We start from the raw sequence: 15,625 nt of genomic DNA on the forward strand, positions 1-15,625 counted from the left end.
TTGATAATGATGACGGAAGGCCGGTAACGGGAAACGCTGCCGGCCTTTCTTTTCAAAAAATGAAAGGAGGAGGTATGTTGGATTCTGCATTAAAAGAACAATTGAAAGGTATCTTTGCCGGGTTAGAGGCGAATTTTACTTTTGATATATCGGTGTCGTCCGGCCACGAGAATAGGACTGAGTTATTGGAATTGCTGGGGGATGTGGCAGATTGTTCCGGTCACATTGCTTGTGTAGTGAATGAAGGGAGCGGTTTGAAGTTTACCCTGCTGAAAAACGGAAACCGTACGGGAATCACTTTCCGAGGCATTCCCAACGGGCATGAGTTCACTTCGCTGTTGCTGGCTATCCTGAATTTGGACGGCAAAGGAAAGAATTTCCCCGATGAGGCGGTCTGCAACCGGGTGAAGGCATTAAAGGGACCGGTACATTTGGTAACTTATGTTTCGTTGACTTGTACGAACTGCCCTGACGTGGTGCAGGCTTTGAATGCGATGGCTACGCTGAATCCTTCCATTACCCATGAAATGGTGGACGGTGCGCTTTATCAAGATGAGGTGGAGGCGTTGAAAATACAGGGAGTGCCTTCCGTCTTTGCGGACGGGAAGCTGCTTCATGTGGGACGCGGCGAATTCGGTGAGTTGCTGGCGAAACTGGAGGAGCAATACGGTATTGACGAAACTAAAGCGGAAGTGGAAGTGAAGGAGTATGACGTGATTGTAGCCGGCGGGGGGCCCGCGGGAGTATCGGCTGCCATTTATTCCGCCCGTAAAGGATTGCGTGTGGCTGTTATTGCCGAGCGTGTTGGCGGTCAGGTGAAAGAAACAGTTGGTATCGAGAATTTAATTTCCGTGCCTGAGACAACGGGGAATGAGCTTGCCGGCAATCTGAAGACTCATTTATTGCGTTATCCCGTAGATTTGCTTGAACACCGCAAGGTGGAGAAAGTGGAAATCTTGGGTAAACAAAAGCTTGTCACTACTTCCGTCGGTGAGAAGTTCCTGGCTCCGGCTCTGATTATTGCGACCGGTGCAAGTTGGCGCAAGCTGAACGTTCCGGGAGAAGCGGAGTATATAGGTCGCGGTGTCGCTTTCTGCCCGCACTGTGACGGTCCGTTTTATAAGGGGAAGCATGTGGCGGTGGTCGGCGGCGGAAATTCCGGTATCGAAGCGGCTATCGATTTGGCGGGTATCTGCTCTAAAGTAACAGTGTTTGAGTTTATGGATGAACTGAAGGCGGACAATGTGCTTCAGGAACGGCTTAAATCATTGCCGAACGTCGAAGTGTTTGTCAGTTCTCAAACTACGGAGGCGGTAGGAAACGGCGATAAATTGACTGGTCTGCGCATCAAAGACCGTAAAACGGAAGAGGAACGCTTTGTGGAGCTGGATGGGGTTTTTGTACAAATCGGGCTTTCTGCAAATAGTGACGTGTTCCGTGAAGTGGTGGAGACCAATCGTCCGGGCGAGATTGTGGTTGATGCTCATTGCCGCACGAATGTGCCGGGTATCTATGCAGCCGGAGATGTCTCGACAGTACCTTATAAACAGATTATCATCTCTATGGGGGAGGGAGCGAAGGCGGCGCTTTCTGCATTTGACGATAGAGTGCGCGGGGTTATCTGACGCATTCGGATATAACATGCCGGAAAGGTTGGTAATAAAAGCTGTAAAGGTATCGACGCATATCTTTGCGGCTTTTTGTTTTTTTCATACCTTTGAGGCGCTTAACATTAACCCCCGAAATGAAAAACATGAAAAAGGTTCTTTTATTGGTTTCTGCCGTTTTATTTATTTTACCGGTACAGGCTCAGCGTACGTTGAGGTTGATGACCTATAACATCAGGAATGCGAATGGCATGGATGATGTTTGTAATTTCCAGCGTGTAGCTAATGTGATAAACAATGCTTTTCCCGATGTCGTAGCCATACAGGAAGTGGATAGCATGACGGAGAGGAGCGGCCGGAAGTATGTGTTGGGTGAAATAGCCGAGCGTACACAGATGCACGCTTATTTTGCGCCTGCCATAGATTTTGACGGTGGAAAATATGGTATCGGGCTGTTGACCAGGCAAGTGCCGGTACGTCTGCAGACTGTTGCCTTGCCGGGAAGGGAGGAAGCCCGTGCTTTGATTTTGGCTGAATTTGAAGAGTATGTTTACTGTTGTACTCATTTGTCATTGACCGAGGAGGACCGTATGAAGTCATTGGAACTCGTGAAATCATTCACCTCTTCTTATAAGAAGCCTCTGTTCCTGGCGGGGGATATGAATGCCGAACCTGAATCTGGCTTTATAAAGGAGTTGCAAAAGGATTTTCGAATACTTTCTAATCTTAAGCAGCACACTTATCCGGCTTCCGGGCCTAAGGAAACATTGGATTATATTGCGGCTTTGAAATCGGGAGCGGAGGGTTTCGCTCTTATATCCGCCAGGGTATTGGATGAGCCTGTGGCTTCCGACCATCGTCCTGTGCTTGTGGAGTTGCGTACTGCCGAGAAAGCGGAGAGAATATTCCGTATGAAGCCTTATTTGCAGAATCCGGTAGGTAATGGGATTACGGTGATGTGGGAAACTTCTGTTCCCGCATATTGCTGGGTGGAGTATGGTGCGGATACTACGCGGTTGGAACGGGCGCGCACCATTGTGGACGGACAAGTGGTTTGCAACAATAAACTGCATAAAATCCGTATTGACGGCTTGCAGCCCGGCCGGAAATATTATTATCGTGTATGTTCGCAGGAAATATTGCTTTATCAGGCTTACAAAAAGGTGTTCGGAAATACCGCCCGGTCGGAATTCAGCGAGTTTACCCTTCCGGAGGCGGATACGGATTCTTTCACCGCCATTGTTTTCAATGATTTGCACCAGCACACGGAGACTTTCCGCGCTTTGTGCAGGCAAATACGGGATGTCGATTATGACTTTGTTGTGTTCAACGGTGACTGTGTAGACGACCCTGTGGACCGCGAACAAGCTACCGCTTTTATCAGTGAGCTGACCGAGGGTGTCCATGGCGACTGCATCCCGACGTTCTTTATACGCGGTAATCATGAGATACGGAATGCTTATTCTATCGGTCTGCGCAACCATTTCGATTATGTAGGAGGGAAGACTTACGGCTCTTTCAACTGGGGAAATACCCGTATCGTGATGCTCGACTGCGGAGAAGACAAACAGGATTCCCACTGGGTATATTACGACCTGAATGATTTTACCCGGCTGCGGAATGAACAAGTGGATTTCCTGAAAGAAGAACTTTCTGCCAAAGCATTCAGGAGAGCAAAGAAACGTGTGCTTATCCATCATATTCCGCTTTATGGCAATGATGGGGTGAACCTTTGTGCAGGGTTATGGACTAAGTTATTGGAGAAAGCACCTTTCAATGTCAGTCTGAATGCGCATACGCATAGTTATGCTTTTCATCCGAAGGGTGAGCTGGGGAATAATTATCCGGTCATTATCGGGGGAGGTTATAAAATGGATAGTGCGACGGTGATGGTTCTGGAAAAAAAGAAGGATGAATTGAGGATTAGGGTGTTGAATGCAGAAGGGGAGGTATTGCTGGATATTGTAGTCTGAATATGAATTAAAATTTATCGGTAAAACCGTATCAGATAACAGCCATAGGACAATGATTCATTGTCCTATGGCTGTTACGTATTTATATAAAAATGTTAGGGGCCGGTTTGCTTTGAAAATGCTTTTGTCCTTTCGTCAAGATGGTGTTATTCTGCGGAGTATGTATAATAGAATTTTTCTATACTTCCATCATAATTTTTGCTTTCCTCTTTGATACAACTGTTTTCATCATATTCAAATGTGTAAGTTGAGGCGATGGACGAATGTTGCCAGCCGCTACTTGTATGGCAATTGGCCGAAGCTTTTCCGAAGAGGCCTGTTTCGACCAGCCAACGGCTTGGGCCGCTTTCTTCTGCATAAATGCAATGTGCCCCGCCGACATTGGGTACGGCTGAATAGGTCTGTACCTTAAATTGTTCTACTCCGTCAGAGAATCTGGTCCATTGTATGATATTGCCGTTCTCTATTGTAATGTTAGATACAATATTGCCGTTCTTTTCCGCTTTTGTCATGTAGCCGTCCTCGTCATAGGTGTATTCGTATGTATTTGAACCATCTGTAAAAGTAGCGACATAGCCCTGGCTATTTAATGTCATGGTATATGCGTTTTTGCCTGTCACTGTGACATTGTTTCCTTCGTAAGTAAAGATCCATTCTCTATCTAGTTCTCCTTCATATAACCTGTAGACACGTTTAACTGTGCCGTTGTCATTATATTCATAATACCATTTGTCCCAGTCGTCCGCAAAAGTGGCTATTCGGTAGACTGTTACTTCAGAAGTCGTTGTAAAAGTGATTTCTGCGTATTCTGAATCTTTAAAATAGAGCGAGCCGGTTTTTGAGGCTTTCACTTTGAATGTGTAACTTTTCTCTGGTTCCAAACCTGTCAATTGAATTGTGTTCTGGTCGGTGCTTTGTTCGCTTCCGTTGTTCAGACTGTAAATATAAGCGGTTGCGTTTCCTACTGCCTTCCATGTAATAACGGCTGAGTTTTCTTTTACATCGGGAACGGAGACTTCCGGTGTGTCCAGTACATTTGTACCGGGATGATTGTCATCGTCACCGCAAGCAACCGTACCTAGTACGACTGCCAGCATAGCTAGTAAATAAAAATACTTTTTCATGTTGTTTTATTTAAGGTTGATAATTTAGTTCCCGGCAACTACTATCAGGGCCAAACCGGTTAGGAAGAAGATGAACATCAAGGACAATAATTGGTTGACGGATTTGGTAGAGCCTTTGAATTCTTTCCAGATGAATACTCCCCAGATAGCGGCGATAAGCGGTGCGCCTTGTCCTAATGCGTAAGACACTGCCGGACCGGCTTCGCCGGATGCGATGTAGCTAAATGCGGAACCAAGTCCCCATATCGCTCCGCCAAACATTCCGCATATATGGGTTTTCGCATTTCCTTTAAAATACTCGGAGTAGCTGACTTTTCCCCCAATAAAAGGGTATTTCATTACTAATGTGTTGAAGATAAAGTTGCTTAGCAATACGCCGATTGAAAAGACAAAGATGGCAGAATAAGGAGTCATCATTCCTACAGCGGGAGAATTGAAATTTTCCACGTCCATGCCTTTCACTACGAACCTATAGAATAGAGACATCAGTACGCCGGCAATTAATGCGATAATAATTCCTTTTTGGTTGTTTTTCTTGTTCTCTTCACCCTTTTGCATTTTTCCGGAGGCTACTCCGTTACAAATGATAGCCGTGACAATGAGAGCTACGCCGCCGAATAAAAGAATAGGATTGCCGGAGGGAATTCCCAGATAATTGACGATTACCCCTAATACCAATGCGATACCGACTCCTAAAGGAAAGGCTACTGACATACCTGCCAGAGAAATGGAAGCTGAAAGAAGGATATTTGAAGCATTAAATATCACACCGCCCAAGATGATCCAGCCGATGCTGTCTCCTGATGCTTGCCTTAAATCTTCCAAGAATGGGCGTCCGGTATCTCCGTAGCTGCCCATCGTGAAGCCTAGTAGGATTGTGAACAATACCATTCCAATCACATAATCCCAATAAAAAAGTTCATAACGCCAATTTTTGGAAACTAGTTTTTGGGTATTACCCCAAGAACCCCAACAAATCATGGTTACGATGCAGAATATAACTGCCAATAAATAACTGTTTACTGTGAACATACTATTAGTCTTTAATTATTAAACATGGATTCTGTTATTCAAATAGATGATCCAATCTTCCCAATAAGTAAAAGCATTGGTCTCTTTATATTCCCTTGACCGGAACTCATGTTCCAGGTTTGACTTTTTCAGAAGGATATGGATATTGCTGCTGAAACCGTATTCCCGCGATTCGGGCAGCACTTCTATCCAGCATCTGGAGTATCTTTTATGAGAGCTGACTGCCTTAATGAAATTTAAGGCGTCATTCTCGTCACCGGCGGCATTTATGCAAACTATGCCGGTAAACAGATTTTCTTTCTGAATGGCTTCTATGCTTTCTTTGATATTATTTCCCAGGGTGATTAACGCCCTCATACGTTGGGAGTTCCTGATTCCAGAACATTGTTTTTCTACATCGGAAATAGTTCTTGACAGGTTTGCATTGGCTTTTACGAAACAAAGGACAGCAGGCCATGTTTTATTGTTTTTTACCATTTGATGAAACCGATTGGCGAGAGTCTTTTGTTGTTGCCTGTCGATTTCTCCCTGTATATAGATAATAGGATATTTTCTTGTGCTTCCTTGAGCCTGTTCTGGATAATAGACCGTTGCATTGCCCGTTTTGAGAAATGGAGTTTCGTACGGAACGTTTTTCTGTCTATTTCCCAGCTGGTTTCCATTGAAATATCTGTTGACAAATTTGAATGCTTTTGGCAGTGCTGCATTCCAACAGGTAAAATCATGCCCTCCTGAACGTACTTCCCATTCATGAGGTATTTTCCTGTCTGACAATAATCGGTGTAATTCTTCATTGCTTTCGCATAAGGTCCCTTCTTTATCTCCAATGTCTAGCATGATACCTAACTCTTTTAGATCGGAATTGCGGAGGACGGAAAGAATGTGGTAGGGTGAATGTTGCTTGTAATAACTGGTTAGGCGCTCGTTCCCATTCTTTCCTGTTCCTCCGAAAATCCGTCCCCATTGGCTGTCCCATCCTGTTTGCGGTCCTTCTTCCATGTATTGTTTTTCCGTGCGGATGGAGGGTGATAACGCAACGACGGAACCGAACAAGTTACGATTGCGCAGGCTGATGGACAATGCTCCGAATCCTCCCATGGAAAAACCGATGATTGAACGTGCATTAGCGTTTTTGCAAGTGCGATAGTTATTGTCAATATAAGGAACCAGTTCTTTAGTGAAGAAAGTCTCGTAAAGGAAACTTCCGTCATAGGTATCGCTGTAATAAGACAGGTAACCGTCAGGAATGACTATGATGAAAGGTTGAATTTCTCCTTTCTTTATCATTGGGTCCATAACACGTGCCACATTTCCATATTCGAGCCAACTGGTATAATCGCCTCCTATTCCGTGAAACATGTACAGAACGGGATATTCCATATCCGAATGATAATAACCTTCCGGCAAGATGATAGAGTAGGAAACTTCTTTCTTTAAAGCCGGACTATAAATGCTCATCCCTTCTTTTTCTATGGGAAGTGCTCGGACTCCATCTATACTTGACAGGAACAGAATGATATATAGCAGTGTTTTTTCCATGTCATTTTTTTATTAACTGTTCACCGATATAATAACTCATTGAATAAATGCCTGTCTGGGCAGATTGCGAGCTGTCTATTCCGTTCCTGACACGGTATTGTACTGGGGCTTCCGCTTCCCGCAACCCATTGAACAATGCAAACATGCTGTTATAGTTAGTGCCTTCGTCTGTTATATCCAGATAGTAAATTTGGGCCCGGTTTTTGTCAGGAAGGTTGATAATATCCGCATCTTCCGCAAAGAAGAAGCGGATGGCGGGTGTATTGCCTGTCGATTGATTGTATAAATAATCGGCGTTTGAACCGTATGCCAGCCCTAATCTGAAATCTGCATTGCTTTCTGTATGGATTGTTTTCTCCACTGCATCGGTGATGGCTGAAAAACTTGTTTCATTTTGAATTATCTCTTTCACATTAAAACCGGCTATTATCATACGTTTGATTTGCATAAGGGAATCTAGTGCCGTAGCTACTTGTTCTGTCGTAAGGTCAGCATTGCCTTCTCCTTTACTGTAATATAGAACTTTGTAGGTTAGGGCAGGGTTATAGTCGTCCGGTATCTGTAATTCGATATGGGAATTACCGACTTTAATTTTTTTAGTTGTAGAATGTAATTTCTCCGTAAACTTTTGCAGTGTTTCTTGCGGATAACTTTCTCCTTTGAATGAACGTTCGATAAAATGTAGCACTTCTTTCATGGATTCACGCCAATAACTGTCTGTGTGGGCACCATTCCGTACGCGATATTCATGTCGGATATTTCTATCCCGTAATAGAGAATGTAATTCACCGTTGCCTGCATATAATCGTTCTTCATCATCACCGCAGTCTATGTAATAATGTATAGTTTGGAATGTGGAGTTTGGCTTGTCCTTAAAAAAGTGTAGCGGGCATTGGCTTTTATAATAACTTGTCAGTCTGCCGGTTCCTGTCTGACCGCTTCCTCCGAAATTGTTTCCCCATTGAAGGTTCCAACCGTTTTGCGGTAGGGAGATGTATTGTTCGTCTGTATTCAGAGACGGGCTTAATCCTATTGATGCTGAGAATATTTCAGGATGTTGTGATGCCATGCTTAATGCTCCGAAACCTCCCATGGAGAATCCGACAACAGCTCTTCCTGCCTTACTGGCTGTTGTCCTGAACCGTTTGTCAATCAGGGGAATGAGTTCATTAATGAACATATCCATATAATTGAACTTTCCGTTATGACGGTTACAAAAATAAGAGTTGAAACCTTCCGGCATGATATAAATCAATGGACGGACACTGCCATTATTGGTTTGTGCGTCGGTTATGGTTTGAATGTTCAATCCTGAAGGTCCCCATGAATTCTGGTTCCCTCCCCAACCATGCAGAAGGAAAACTACTCCGTATTTAGCCGTATTCTTCGATAGATATTCTTGAGGCAGTAATACTGAATATTTAATTTCTTGTCCTAAGATTTTGCTGTAAAAGCTTTGGTCGGGATTATAGCGTTCGGTGAACTGTTCCGGTGACCCGGCCTGTCCGTCTTCGGACAGACTGATATCATCGGACGAGCATGATGATAATCCGTAGGAAAATAATAGGACTAATAGTATGGGTAGTTTTCTATTCATGTTTCTTCTTTTATTGATAAGGGTTGATAGGTTTTGCGGGTGTGGATGAATAAACCACCATGTCTTTACACTGAACGGCGTATTTCTTGTTCGGGTTAATCCATTTAATAACAAGTTTATGGGGGGCTTCCTCTAAATCATAGTTATGGAAAATATCGTATTTTCTTTTTATATAGTCATAAGGCATTTCTATGGTTTCTACTTTCTTGCCGTCAATGTAGGCTTCTAGGATGGCGATATAATTGTCATTACTTTCTTTGGTATCCTGTCTGATTAGTCCCATTAAGACAACCCCCTTACCATTGAATTCAAATGTTTTTTCTGTGCCGAGGTCGCATTTGATGACTCTTCTTTCGGAAGGATATAAACCTTCGAAAGAGATTTCCCACGCTACGGTCTTAGGCTTTTGGATTGTGGTATAATATTTATCGCCTTTCACTTTACCGCCATTGGCTTTTAACACATCGCTTAATAGCTTGAGATTGATGTCATAAACAGAGCTTAAAGAGATGTTTGTGTATGGGAATTTGATGTTTTCGCATCTTTCGAGTGCTGGTTTCCAATATTCGGGGATGGCTTTGTAGCCTTGCATGACTCCGAGAATTCCGGCGGCAGTTGCCGGATTACAATCGGAATCTTGCCCGCAGCGAGTCGCTATATCCATTGTCTTGAAAAAGTCACCATTACCGTATAAGAGTCCCATAACGCAATAGGCTGCATTGATAGTGGCGTCGATATTAAATGCATTGAACACCCCTTCCGGGCAACCGATTTCAAAAGCATGGCGGTTTTCTATTTCCAGCCAACATTTACGCCAGTCATCCGGGTATTGTTTCCAGTATTTAATTACGTCTGTGATGCAACGGTAAAACTTGCTTTGTTCGGGAATAGTTTTTAGGGCTTCCGTGGCAATGGTATAGATATCATTGTTCACATAAGCTAGTGCATACATTGCTCCCATATATACACCTCCGTACCATCCGTCTCCGTAGTTCATGATATGCCCTATCCTATCGGAAAAACTGGATGCGGTATTTACCATCCCCGGACATATCATCCCGATAAAATCTGCCTCAATCTGAAAATCAATGTCGTCAGCGTGCGGGTTATTTCTCCAGTGTCCGGATGCAGGCGGCATGATGCCGTGTAATATGTTGTATCTGGCTGCCTGGTTGGCATGCCATAATTTGTAATCAGCGTTTGCAAAAGCTTTGGCAAACGATTCGGCAGGGGCATTTATTCCTTCTTTTTGCATTACTTCCAGAAAGGTCAGGTCCATATATACATCATCGTATAATCCGGGATCTTCTGCGAAAATGTCTTTGCAGTAATCGTCATACCAGATAATTGGTATTTTTTTATGGATGATTGCTCCTTTATATTTGAACTCTGTGGGACCACCGTAAGTGCATCCGATAGTTTGTCCTGCCCAACCTCCCTTGATTTTGTCAAGCAGTACGTCTTTACTTATTTCAACCGTTTTTCCATATTCTATTTGTGCCGTTCCCGACATGGAGAAAGCAAATAGTAGAATCATGTTAATCAGGACTTTTCTCATCTTAATTTATTTATTAAAGTAAAATCTATCATGTTCTTTTTTCTCTGAATAATACATTATGTCGTTGATACGGATAATGTAGTCTTTTTTGCGGTTCAACCATTTCATTTTTACGTGGTGTCTTCCTTCTTTCATGAGGTATTTCCAAGCTGGTTCTACTTTCCGATCTGTGTTTTTCATAGGTAATGCCGCTACATGATCCAGTTCCCCGTCAATCCATATTTCGACTTTGGCAACGTAAGGGTCGTCGGGTTCTGCCAATCCGAAAACTTCAGAACCGATGTGGCGTGTGGATACGCGATTGATATAATCGGGAGTAATGCTTCTTGTGCAGCATATATTTCCCCAAATAACAAATCCGTTGCCGTTGAAATCGAATTCGAACGTATCTGTCAGAAAGCAGTCTTTGCGTTCTCTGTAGAGCGGATAGGTGTTTTTAAAGTTTTGTTCTAGAGGAAGGACGTTTGCTTTTCTGATTGGGATTTTTACTTCTCCGTCGGATACTGTACCACCTGTCTTGGCTATAAGCTGTTTGGCTTGTTCAAAGCTCATTCGATAAGCTTTAGTCAGTGACATATCGGTTCCTTCAAATGTGAATTCTTCTACTTCTTTCAAGGGATTCAGCCAGAATGAGGGGATGTTGTCATATCCGTACATAACTCCGAGTACACCGCCGACTGTGGATGGGTTACAGTCGGAGTCCTGGCCGCATCGGGTTGCAATATCGACAGAATTGGTGAAATCTCCTTTACCGTAAAGCATAGCTAATGCCACGAAAGCTGAATTGAGTTTGGCGTCGATATTAAAATTAAGAAATACGCCTTTGGGGCATCCTACATCACAGTTCCATTTCTCTTGCAGAAAATACCAGCAGTCTTTCCAATTGTCCGGATACAAGGAATGAAAATTGATTACATCCTGAATACATTGGTGGAATGTACTTTCTTCAGGAATCACCGAGATTGCGGTTTTTAGAATTGCCTCAGGACTTTCTTCATAGAAAGCGGAACTGTAAAGGGCTGCGACGAAAGCGCCGCCATAAAAACCGTCGCCACTGTTCATGATATGACCTACTTTGGATGCGATATCTAACGCTTCCGGTAACATTGCAGGAGCCATCAGACCAATAAAGTCTGCTTCAATTTGGAAGTCTAGGTCGTCGGCGTGCGGGTTGTTCAGCCAATGGCCGGAAGCAGGCGGCATGATACCCTGACGGATATTATATCTACCTGCCTGGTTGGCATGAGCCAGGTGATAATCTGCGAATGCGAACCTTTTGGCAAGTTCTTCTTGTGAACAATCCAGACCGAGTTCATTGAACGCTTCAACAAACGTGCAATCGTTATAAATATCGTCGAACAGTCCGGGTTTCTTTTCCCACCAGTATTTTACGTAGCCTTCCGCCCATGGAATAGATTGGTAGTCTTGAATATAGGTTCCCGTGAACTTGAACTCTGTAGGTGCTCCGAAAACAACACCGATGGTTTGTCCTGCCCATCCTCCTTTAATCTTATCTAAAAGTTTCTTATCAGATAATTTTAAGGTTTTTACAGGTTGGGCTTGTATGTTGAGAGCGAAAAGCCCTATGATACATATAGTGATTATTTCCTTCATTTTTTCTCTTTCTTTATTTTTCATAAACTCCTAGTTCGGTGATAGAGATGAATGATGATACATTCTTCGTGTATTTATGCCAGTGTTCTTGTATTTTGGCATCCATTAATATGCGTATTCCCTTGGTTTTTACTGCCGGAAATTCTAAAACGTATTGTGCAAAAGGAGGCTGGAAAAATACGATATCGGTTTCAGGCAGTGACGGGGTTGACTTGAATTTGCCTACATCGTACCAATGTCCGTCATTTCCAAGATACTGAATATTTAGAGAAGTAAACCATCCTCCGAATTCTTCCAGACAACCCATGTTCAGAACAACCATATTAATAGTATGCTCTTCTTTCCAACCATATCCAAAATAGTCTATTTTAGGAAGATTGCTTTTGGCGGCCAATGAATAAAATACAGATCCTACGCCATCTTTGATTCCGTCGTTTATTATTTCTATGTTTGTCGCGTACATCGGTTTTCCAAAGGTAATCCAGCAAGAATCGAGAACTTCTTCGTTCAGTTTACGGATATTGGCATAAATAGTGTCAGCTTTAGAGGTTATATTTTTTGTTTTTACTAGTAGTTCAAAGTCTTTAGTTATCGTGTTTTTGTTGTTGGTACTTAACTGAAGGGTAATCGGGAATTTGCCGGTTTCTGTAGGGGTTCCTGCTAACTTGCCGTTTTGGAATGTAACTCCTGTCGGTAGTTTGCCTTTTACCAGCTCCCATTTGAAATTTGTATTTGTCCTGCAGGCAAATGAATAATCGGTAGGTTGCCCGATTTCCAAGTCCGGGTTTGGACCGATACAGAATTCCAAAGGTGGAATGAATTGGGCTTTAGGATTCACATATATCATATCACCTTTTATTTTTCCCCCTTTAGTGCAAACGAGTTCGATTGCTTTGTTGTAGGTGCGTTCAATCATATCTTCAATGGAAGCATCGGGCATATCGAACCGGGTAATATTGATATACCGGTCGTTAAAAGGTTTTTCCCATCCTTCAATAGGTTTGGTGAGACTTTCGGGAAGTGATTTTGCACCGTACATAACTCCTAGCAATCCGGAGATAGTAGCTGCTTGGTTATCACAGTCAAATCCCATTGCACAACTTAAATCCAATGTCCGTTGGAAATCCCCTTCACCGTACAGCATAGCCAAAATACCGCATAGCCCGTTCAGATTGGCATTCCAGATTGTTTTTGTCATGGCGGGTTCATCTATGTAGTATTTTTTTGCCATGATTTGACGTGCTTTTACCCAATTTTTAGGATATTTGTCATATAAAGCAATCATTTCTTTTACAGCCATTGCATATCTGTCGTCACTAGGCAGTTCTTTTAGGGCTCGTGTGATGAGTTTGCGGATATCTTTACAGAAAAAGGCGTCAGCATACATTGCACCGTATAGGACAGTGGGGGATACAGCCCACGAATCACTTGTGATACGGGCAGCCCAGTCACTTTTTTTCGCAGCATAGGAAATCATTCCCGGTGCTGTATACGCCCATATTTCATTAATTAATTGCGGATCGATTTGATACCAATGGGGATTCAGATTTTTATCGCCTGTAAACGGAGGGGTGAATCCGAGGTGCATTAATCCGAGTGCTGCTCTATTGGCCAACCATACACGGTCTCGGATATGATACATCCATCCTTCACGCATATCGGCGTAAGTAGGTTCTACACCATATTTCTCCATTAATAGTAGATATATGTATTCAATATCCGTGTCGTCGTCAGAAAATGCACCGTTATACTTCTGCAACTTATCTATGTTTTTGGTGTAACCGAATGGAAATCGGGATTCGGGGGCCGGCTCATCTACAAACTTGTTTTCGAAGGGAAGTCCGTATATGTTTCCTATCATTTGCCCAATCCAGGCTCCGGCTATCTTGTCTTTTAGTTCTGCTTTGGAAATTTTTTGTGCAGAAATGAATAGGATATTAGTGATTAAAGCAAATAAAAAGATAATTGGTTTTTTCATATTTATCGGGGTTGATTTATCGGAAGATGTACTTTTTATGTGAATCTTCCGATTGTAATTAATAATCTTTATTTTGAGATAATTTAGGATTTGCATTCAAAATGTCCGTAGGAATAGGAAATATATTTCTAAAGGTTTCTGAGCTTTGATCGGGATGTGCCCAGTATTTTTTCAAATATTTTCCGAAACGTACCATATCTTCATGACGCCATCCTTCCCATGCCAGTTCTCTGCCTCGTTCGGCATAAAGCTCATCAACTGTCAGTTCACTTGCGGAGTATGTGTCAAGACCGGCTCTTGTACGGATTTTCTTGAAGTCTGCCAGTTGGACAGCTTCACTGGTTCTGTTTTGTCTTACCAAGGCTTCCACGTACATTAATACAACATCGGCATAGCGAAAGATTGCAAAATCGTTGTCCATACTAATTGTATATTCTTTTAGAGAACCATCAGTTTGGTAATGCCATTTCCAGCAGCGTGCACCATCGTATGTCCCGCGTCCTCCGTTACTATTATAATATTTTTCTTCGGGGAAGACTGGATTGTATTCGAAACCAAGGGCTTTTCCGTTTAAATCCACTTGCGGGCCATATAACCAGCTTTGACTTCTGCGGAGGTCTTGTTCATCGTATGTTTGGAAAAAGTCTGGTTGGCAGAGAAAACCCGACCATGGAGCTGCAGGGATATTAAATGTTGCTTGTGATGCGGCTTCGAGTGTTAGTGTATGCAGGTAAAACGCATTGTTATCACCATTAGTATATACTCTATCATAAAGAATAACAAAGATATTTTCTTTAGACCCTTCGTTTTTAATGTCAAAGTTTGTTGAATAGGAGTCTTCAATACTATAAGCGCCTATATCCATAATATCTTTACACACTTTTTCAACTTTATCATACATAGGAGTATTAAACCATGCTTCTGCATTCAGATACATTTTGGCAAGGATACAGTAGGCGGCAGCTTGTGTGACTCGTCCATAATTGGTGGCTGAGGGTTCCCTGTCCAGATATTCGATATTGTCATTGATTTCTTTTTCCAGATAGTTAAAGATATATTCGCGACTTTTTTGTTCAGGGTATCCAGTTTCTGTATAGTCTATTGTAAAAGGAACATTTCCCCAACAGGAAATGGCCTGATAATAGTAGAAAGCGCGTAATATCTTCATTTCAGCCACAATTTTCTCTTTTCCTTCAAATTGGATAGGTGATAATTCCGTTTCATAAATAATTTCATTACATGCGGCAATACCATTAAATATCCAGTTCCATCCTGCTGTCAGTAATTTGTTTGAAGGTGGAATCTTATTTGTTTGGATTTCTTCATAACGTCCGTTACTGTACCAGGAGCCACCACAAGCGGGAACGGCACATTCATCAGAGGCTTGTAAAAGTAAAGTCCATAGGCTTTGTTCGGAATTGTAACCTTGTAATTTCGTGTAGGCTCTGCCTGCGTTGGCTATCAACTCTTTTTCATTCTTGAAAAAATTGTTCATGGATACTCCCGTATAGACTGTTTCGCTGAGATCGGTACATCCGTATGATAAGATACTGATAACGAAACTTAATAATATATTTGTCTTTTTCATAACAATTTAATTTCA

10 protein-coding genes are annotated in these 15,625 nt (G+C 42.6%); 2 read left to right on the forward strand and 8 right to left on the reverse strand.

The window, feature by feature from the left end:
* The first annotated feature begins 74 nt into the window (after positions 1 to 74).
* Together ahpF and Q5076_RS05800 are read left to right on the forward strand one after the other, a co-directional pair.
* Positions 75 to 1,625 carry an alkyl hydroperoxide reductase subunit F gene (gene ahpF / locus Q5076_RS05795; protein ID WP_303011668.1) on the forward strand — a complete coding sequence of 517 codons (1,551 nt, stop codon included), beginning with the start codon at positions 75 to 77 and terminating at the stop codon, positions 1,623 to 1,625.
* 128 nt (positions 1,626 to 1,753) lie between these two features.
* Positions 1,754 to 3,580, forward strand: a complete 1,827-nt coding sequence (locus Q5076_RS05800; protein ID WP_303011671.1) for an endonuclease/exonuclease/phosphatase family protein — start codon at positions 1,754 to 1,756, stop codon at positions 3,578 to 3,580.
* A 146-nt stretch (positions 3,581 to 3,726) separates the two neighbouring features.
* On the opposite strand, the gene Q5076_RS05805 is transcribed toward Q5076_RS05800, so the two are convergent.
* From Q5076_RS05805 to Q5076_RS05840, 8 genes are read right to left on the reverse strand one after another with little or no spacing between them, the layout of a single operon-like run.
* Positions 3,727 to 4,704: a DUF4595 domain-containing protein gene (locus Q5076_RS05805; protein WP_303011603.1), complete on the reverse strand. Its 978-nt coding sequence runs from the start codon at positions 4,702 to 4,704 to the stop codon at positions 3,727 to 3,729.
* 24 nt (positions 4,705 to 4,728) lie between these two features.
* Complete coding sequence (locus tag Q5076_RS05810) at positions 4,729 to 5,736, reverse strand: GRP family sugar transporter (RefSeq protein ID WP_303011605.1); 1,008 nt, start codon at positions 5,734 to 5,736, stop codon at positions 4,729 to 4,731.
* A gap of 18 nt (positions 5,737 to 5,754) precedes the next feature.
* Positions 5,755 to 7,275, reverse strand: a complete 1,521-nt coding sequence (locus Q5076_RS05815; protein ID WP_303011607.1) for an alpha/beta hydrolase family protein — start codon at positions 7,273 to 7,275, stop codon at positions 5,755 to 5,757.
* 1 nt (position 7,276) lies between these two features.
* Complete coding sequence (locus tag Q5076_RS05820) at positions 7,277 to 8,872, reverse strand: alpha/beta hydrolase family protein (protein ID WP_303011609.1); 1,596 nt, start codon at positions 8,870 to 8,872, stop codon at positions 7,277 to 7,279.
* A gap of 10 nt (positions 8,873 to 8,882) precedes the next feature.
* Entirely contained in the window at positions 8,883 to 10,430 is a 1,548-nt protein-coding gene (locus Q5076_RS05825; protein WP_303011612.1) for an ADP-ribosylglycohydrolase family protein, read from the reverse strand.
* Positions 10,431 to 10,436: 6 nt separating this feature from the next.
* Positions 10,437 to 12,044 carry an ADP-ribosylglycohydrolase family protein gene (locus tag Q5076_RS05830; protein ID WP_303011614.1) on the reverse strand — a complete coding sequence of 536 codons (1,608 nt, stop codon included), beginning with the start codon at positions 12,042 to 12,044 and terminating at the stop codon, positions 10,437 to 10,439.
* A 13-nt stretch (positions 12,045 to 12,057) separates the two neighbouring features.
* Positions 12,058 to 14,022 (reverse strand): ADP-ribosylglycohydrolase family protein, encoded by a 1,965-nt coding sequence (locus tag Q5076_RS05835; RefSeq protein WP_303011619.1) that lies wholly within the window; start codon positions 14,020 to 14,022, stop codon positions 12,058 to 12,060.
* A 58-nt stretch (positions 14,023 to 14,080) separates the two neighbouring features.
* Entirely contained in the window at positions 14,081 to 15,610 is a 1,530-nt protein-coding gene (locus Q5076_RS05840; RefSeq protein ID WP_303011620.1) for a RagB/SusD family nutrient uptake outer membrane protein, read from the reverse strand.
* Positions 15,611 to 15,625: the final 15 nt, after the last annotated feature.

The sequence above is a fragment of the uncultured Bacteroides sp. genome (assembly GCF_958445495.1).
Classification (GTDB): domain Bacteria; phylum Bacteroidota; class Bacteroidia; order Bacteroidales; family Bacteroidaceae; genus Bacteroides.

Bases quoted from the DNA above. Each gene is read 5' to 3' on its own strand.
- Q5076_RS05800 (WP_303011671.1), top strand. From the start codon at position 1,754: ATGAAAAAGGTTCTTTTATTGGTTTCTGCCGTTTTATTTATTTTACCG.
- Q5076_RS05810 (WP_303011605.1), bottom strand. From the start codon at position 5,736: ATGTTCACAGTAAACAGTTATTTATTGGCAGTTATATTCTGCATCGTA.
- Q5076_RS05825 (WP_303011612.1), bottom strand. From the start codon at position 10,430: ATGAGAAAAGTCCTGATTAACATGATTCTACTATTTGCTTTCTCCATG.
- Q5076_RS05840 (WP_303011620.1), bottom strand. From the start codon at position 15,610: ATGAAAAAGACAAATATATTATTAAGTTTCGTTATCAGTATCTTATCA.
- Q5076_RS05805 (WP_303011603.1), bottom strand. From the start codon at position 4,704: ATGAAAAAGTATTTTTATTTACTAGCTATGCTGGCAGTCGTACTAGGT.
- Q5076_RS05830 (WP_303011614.1), bottom strand. From the start codon at position 12,044: ATGAAGGAAATAATCACTATATGTATCATAGGGCTTTTCGCTCTCAAC.
- Q5076_RS05815 (WP_303011607.1), bottom strand. From the start codon at position 7,275: ATGGAAAAAACACTGCTATATATCATTCTGTTCCTGTCAAGTATAGAT.
- ahpF (WP_303011668.1), top strand. From the start codon at position 75: ATGTTGGATTCTGCATTAAAAGAACAATTGAAAGGTATCTTTGCCGGG.
- Q5076_RS05835 (WP_303011619.1), bottom strand. From the start codon at position 14,022: ATGAAAAAACCAATTATCTTTTTATTTGCTTTAATCACTAATATCCTA.
- Q5076_RS05820 (WP_303011609.1), bottom strand. From the start codon at position 8,872: ATGAATAGAAAACTACCCATACTATTAGTCCTATTATTTTCCTACGGA.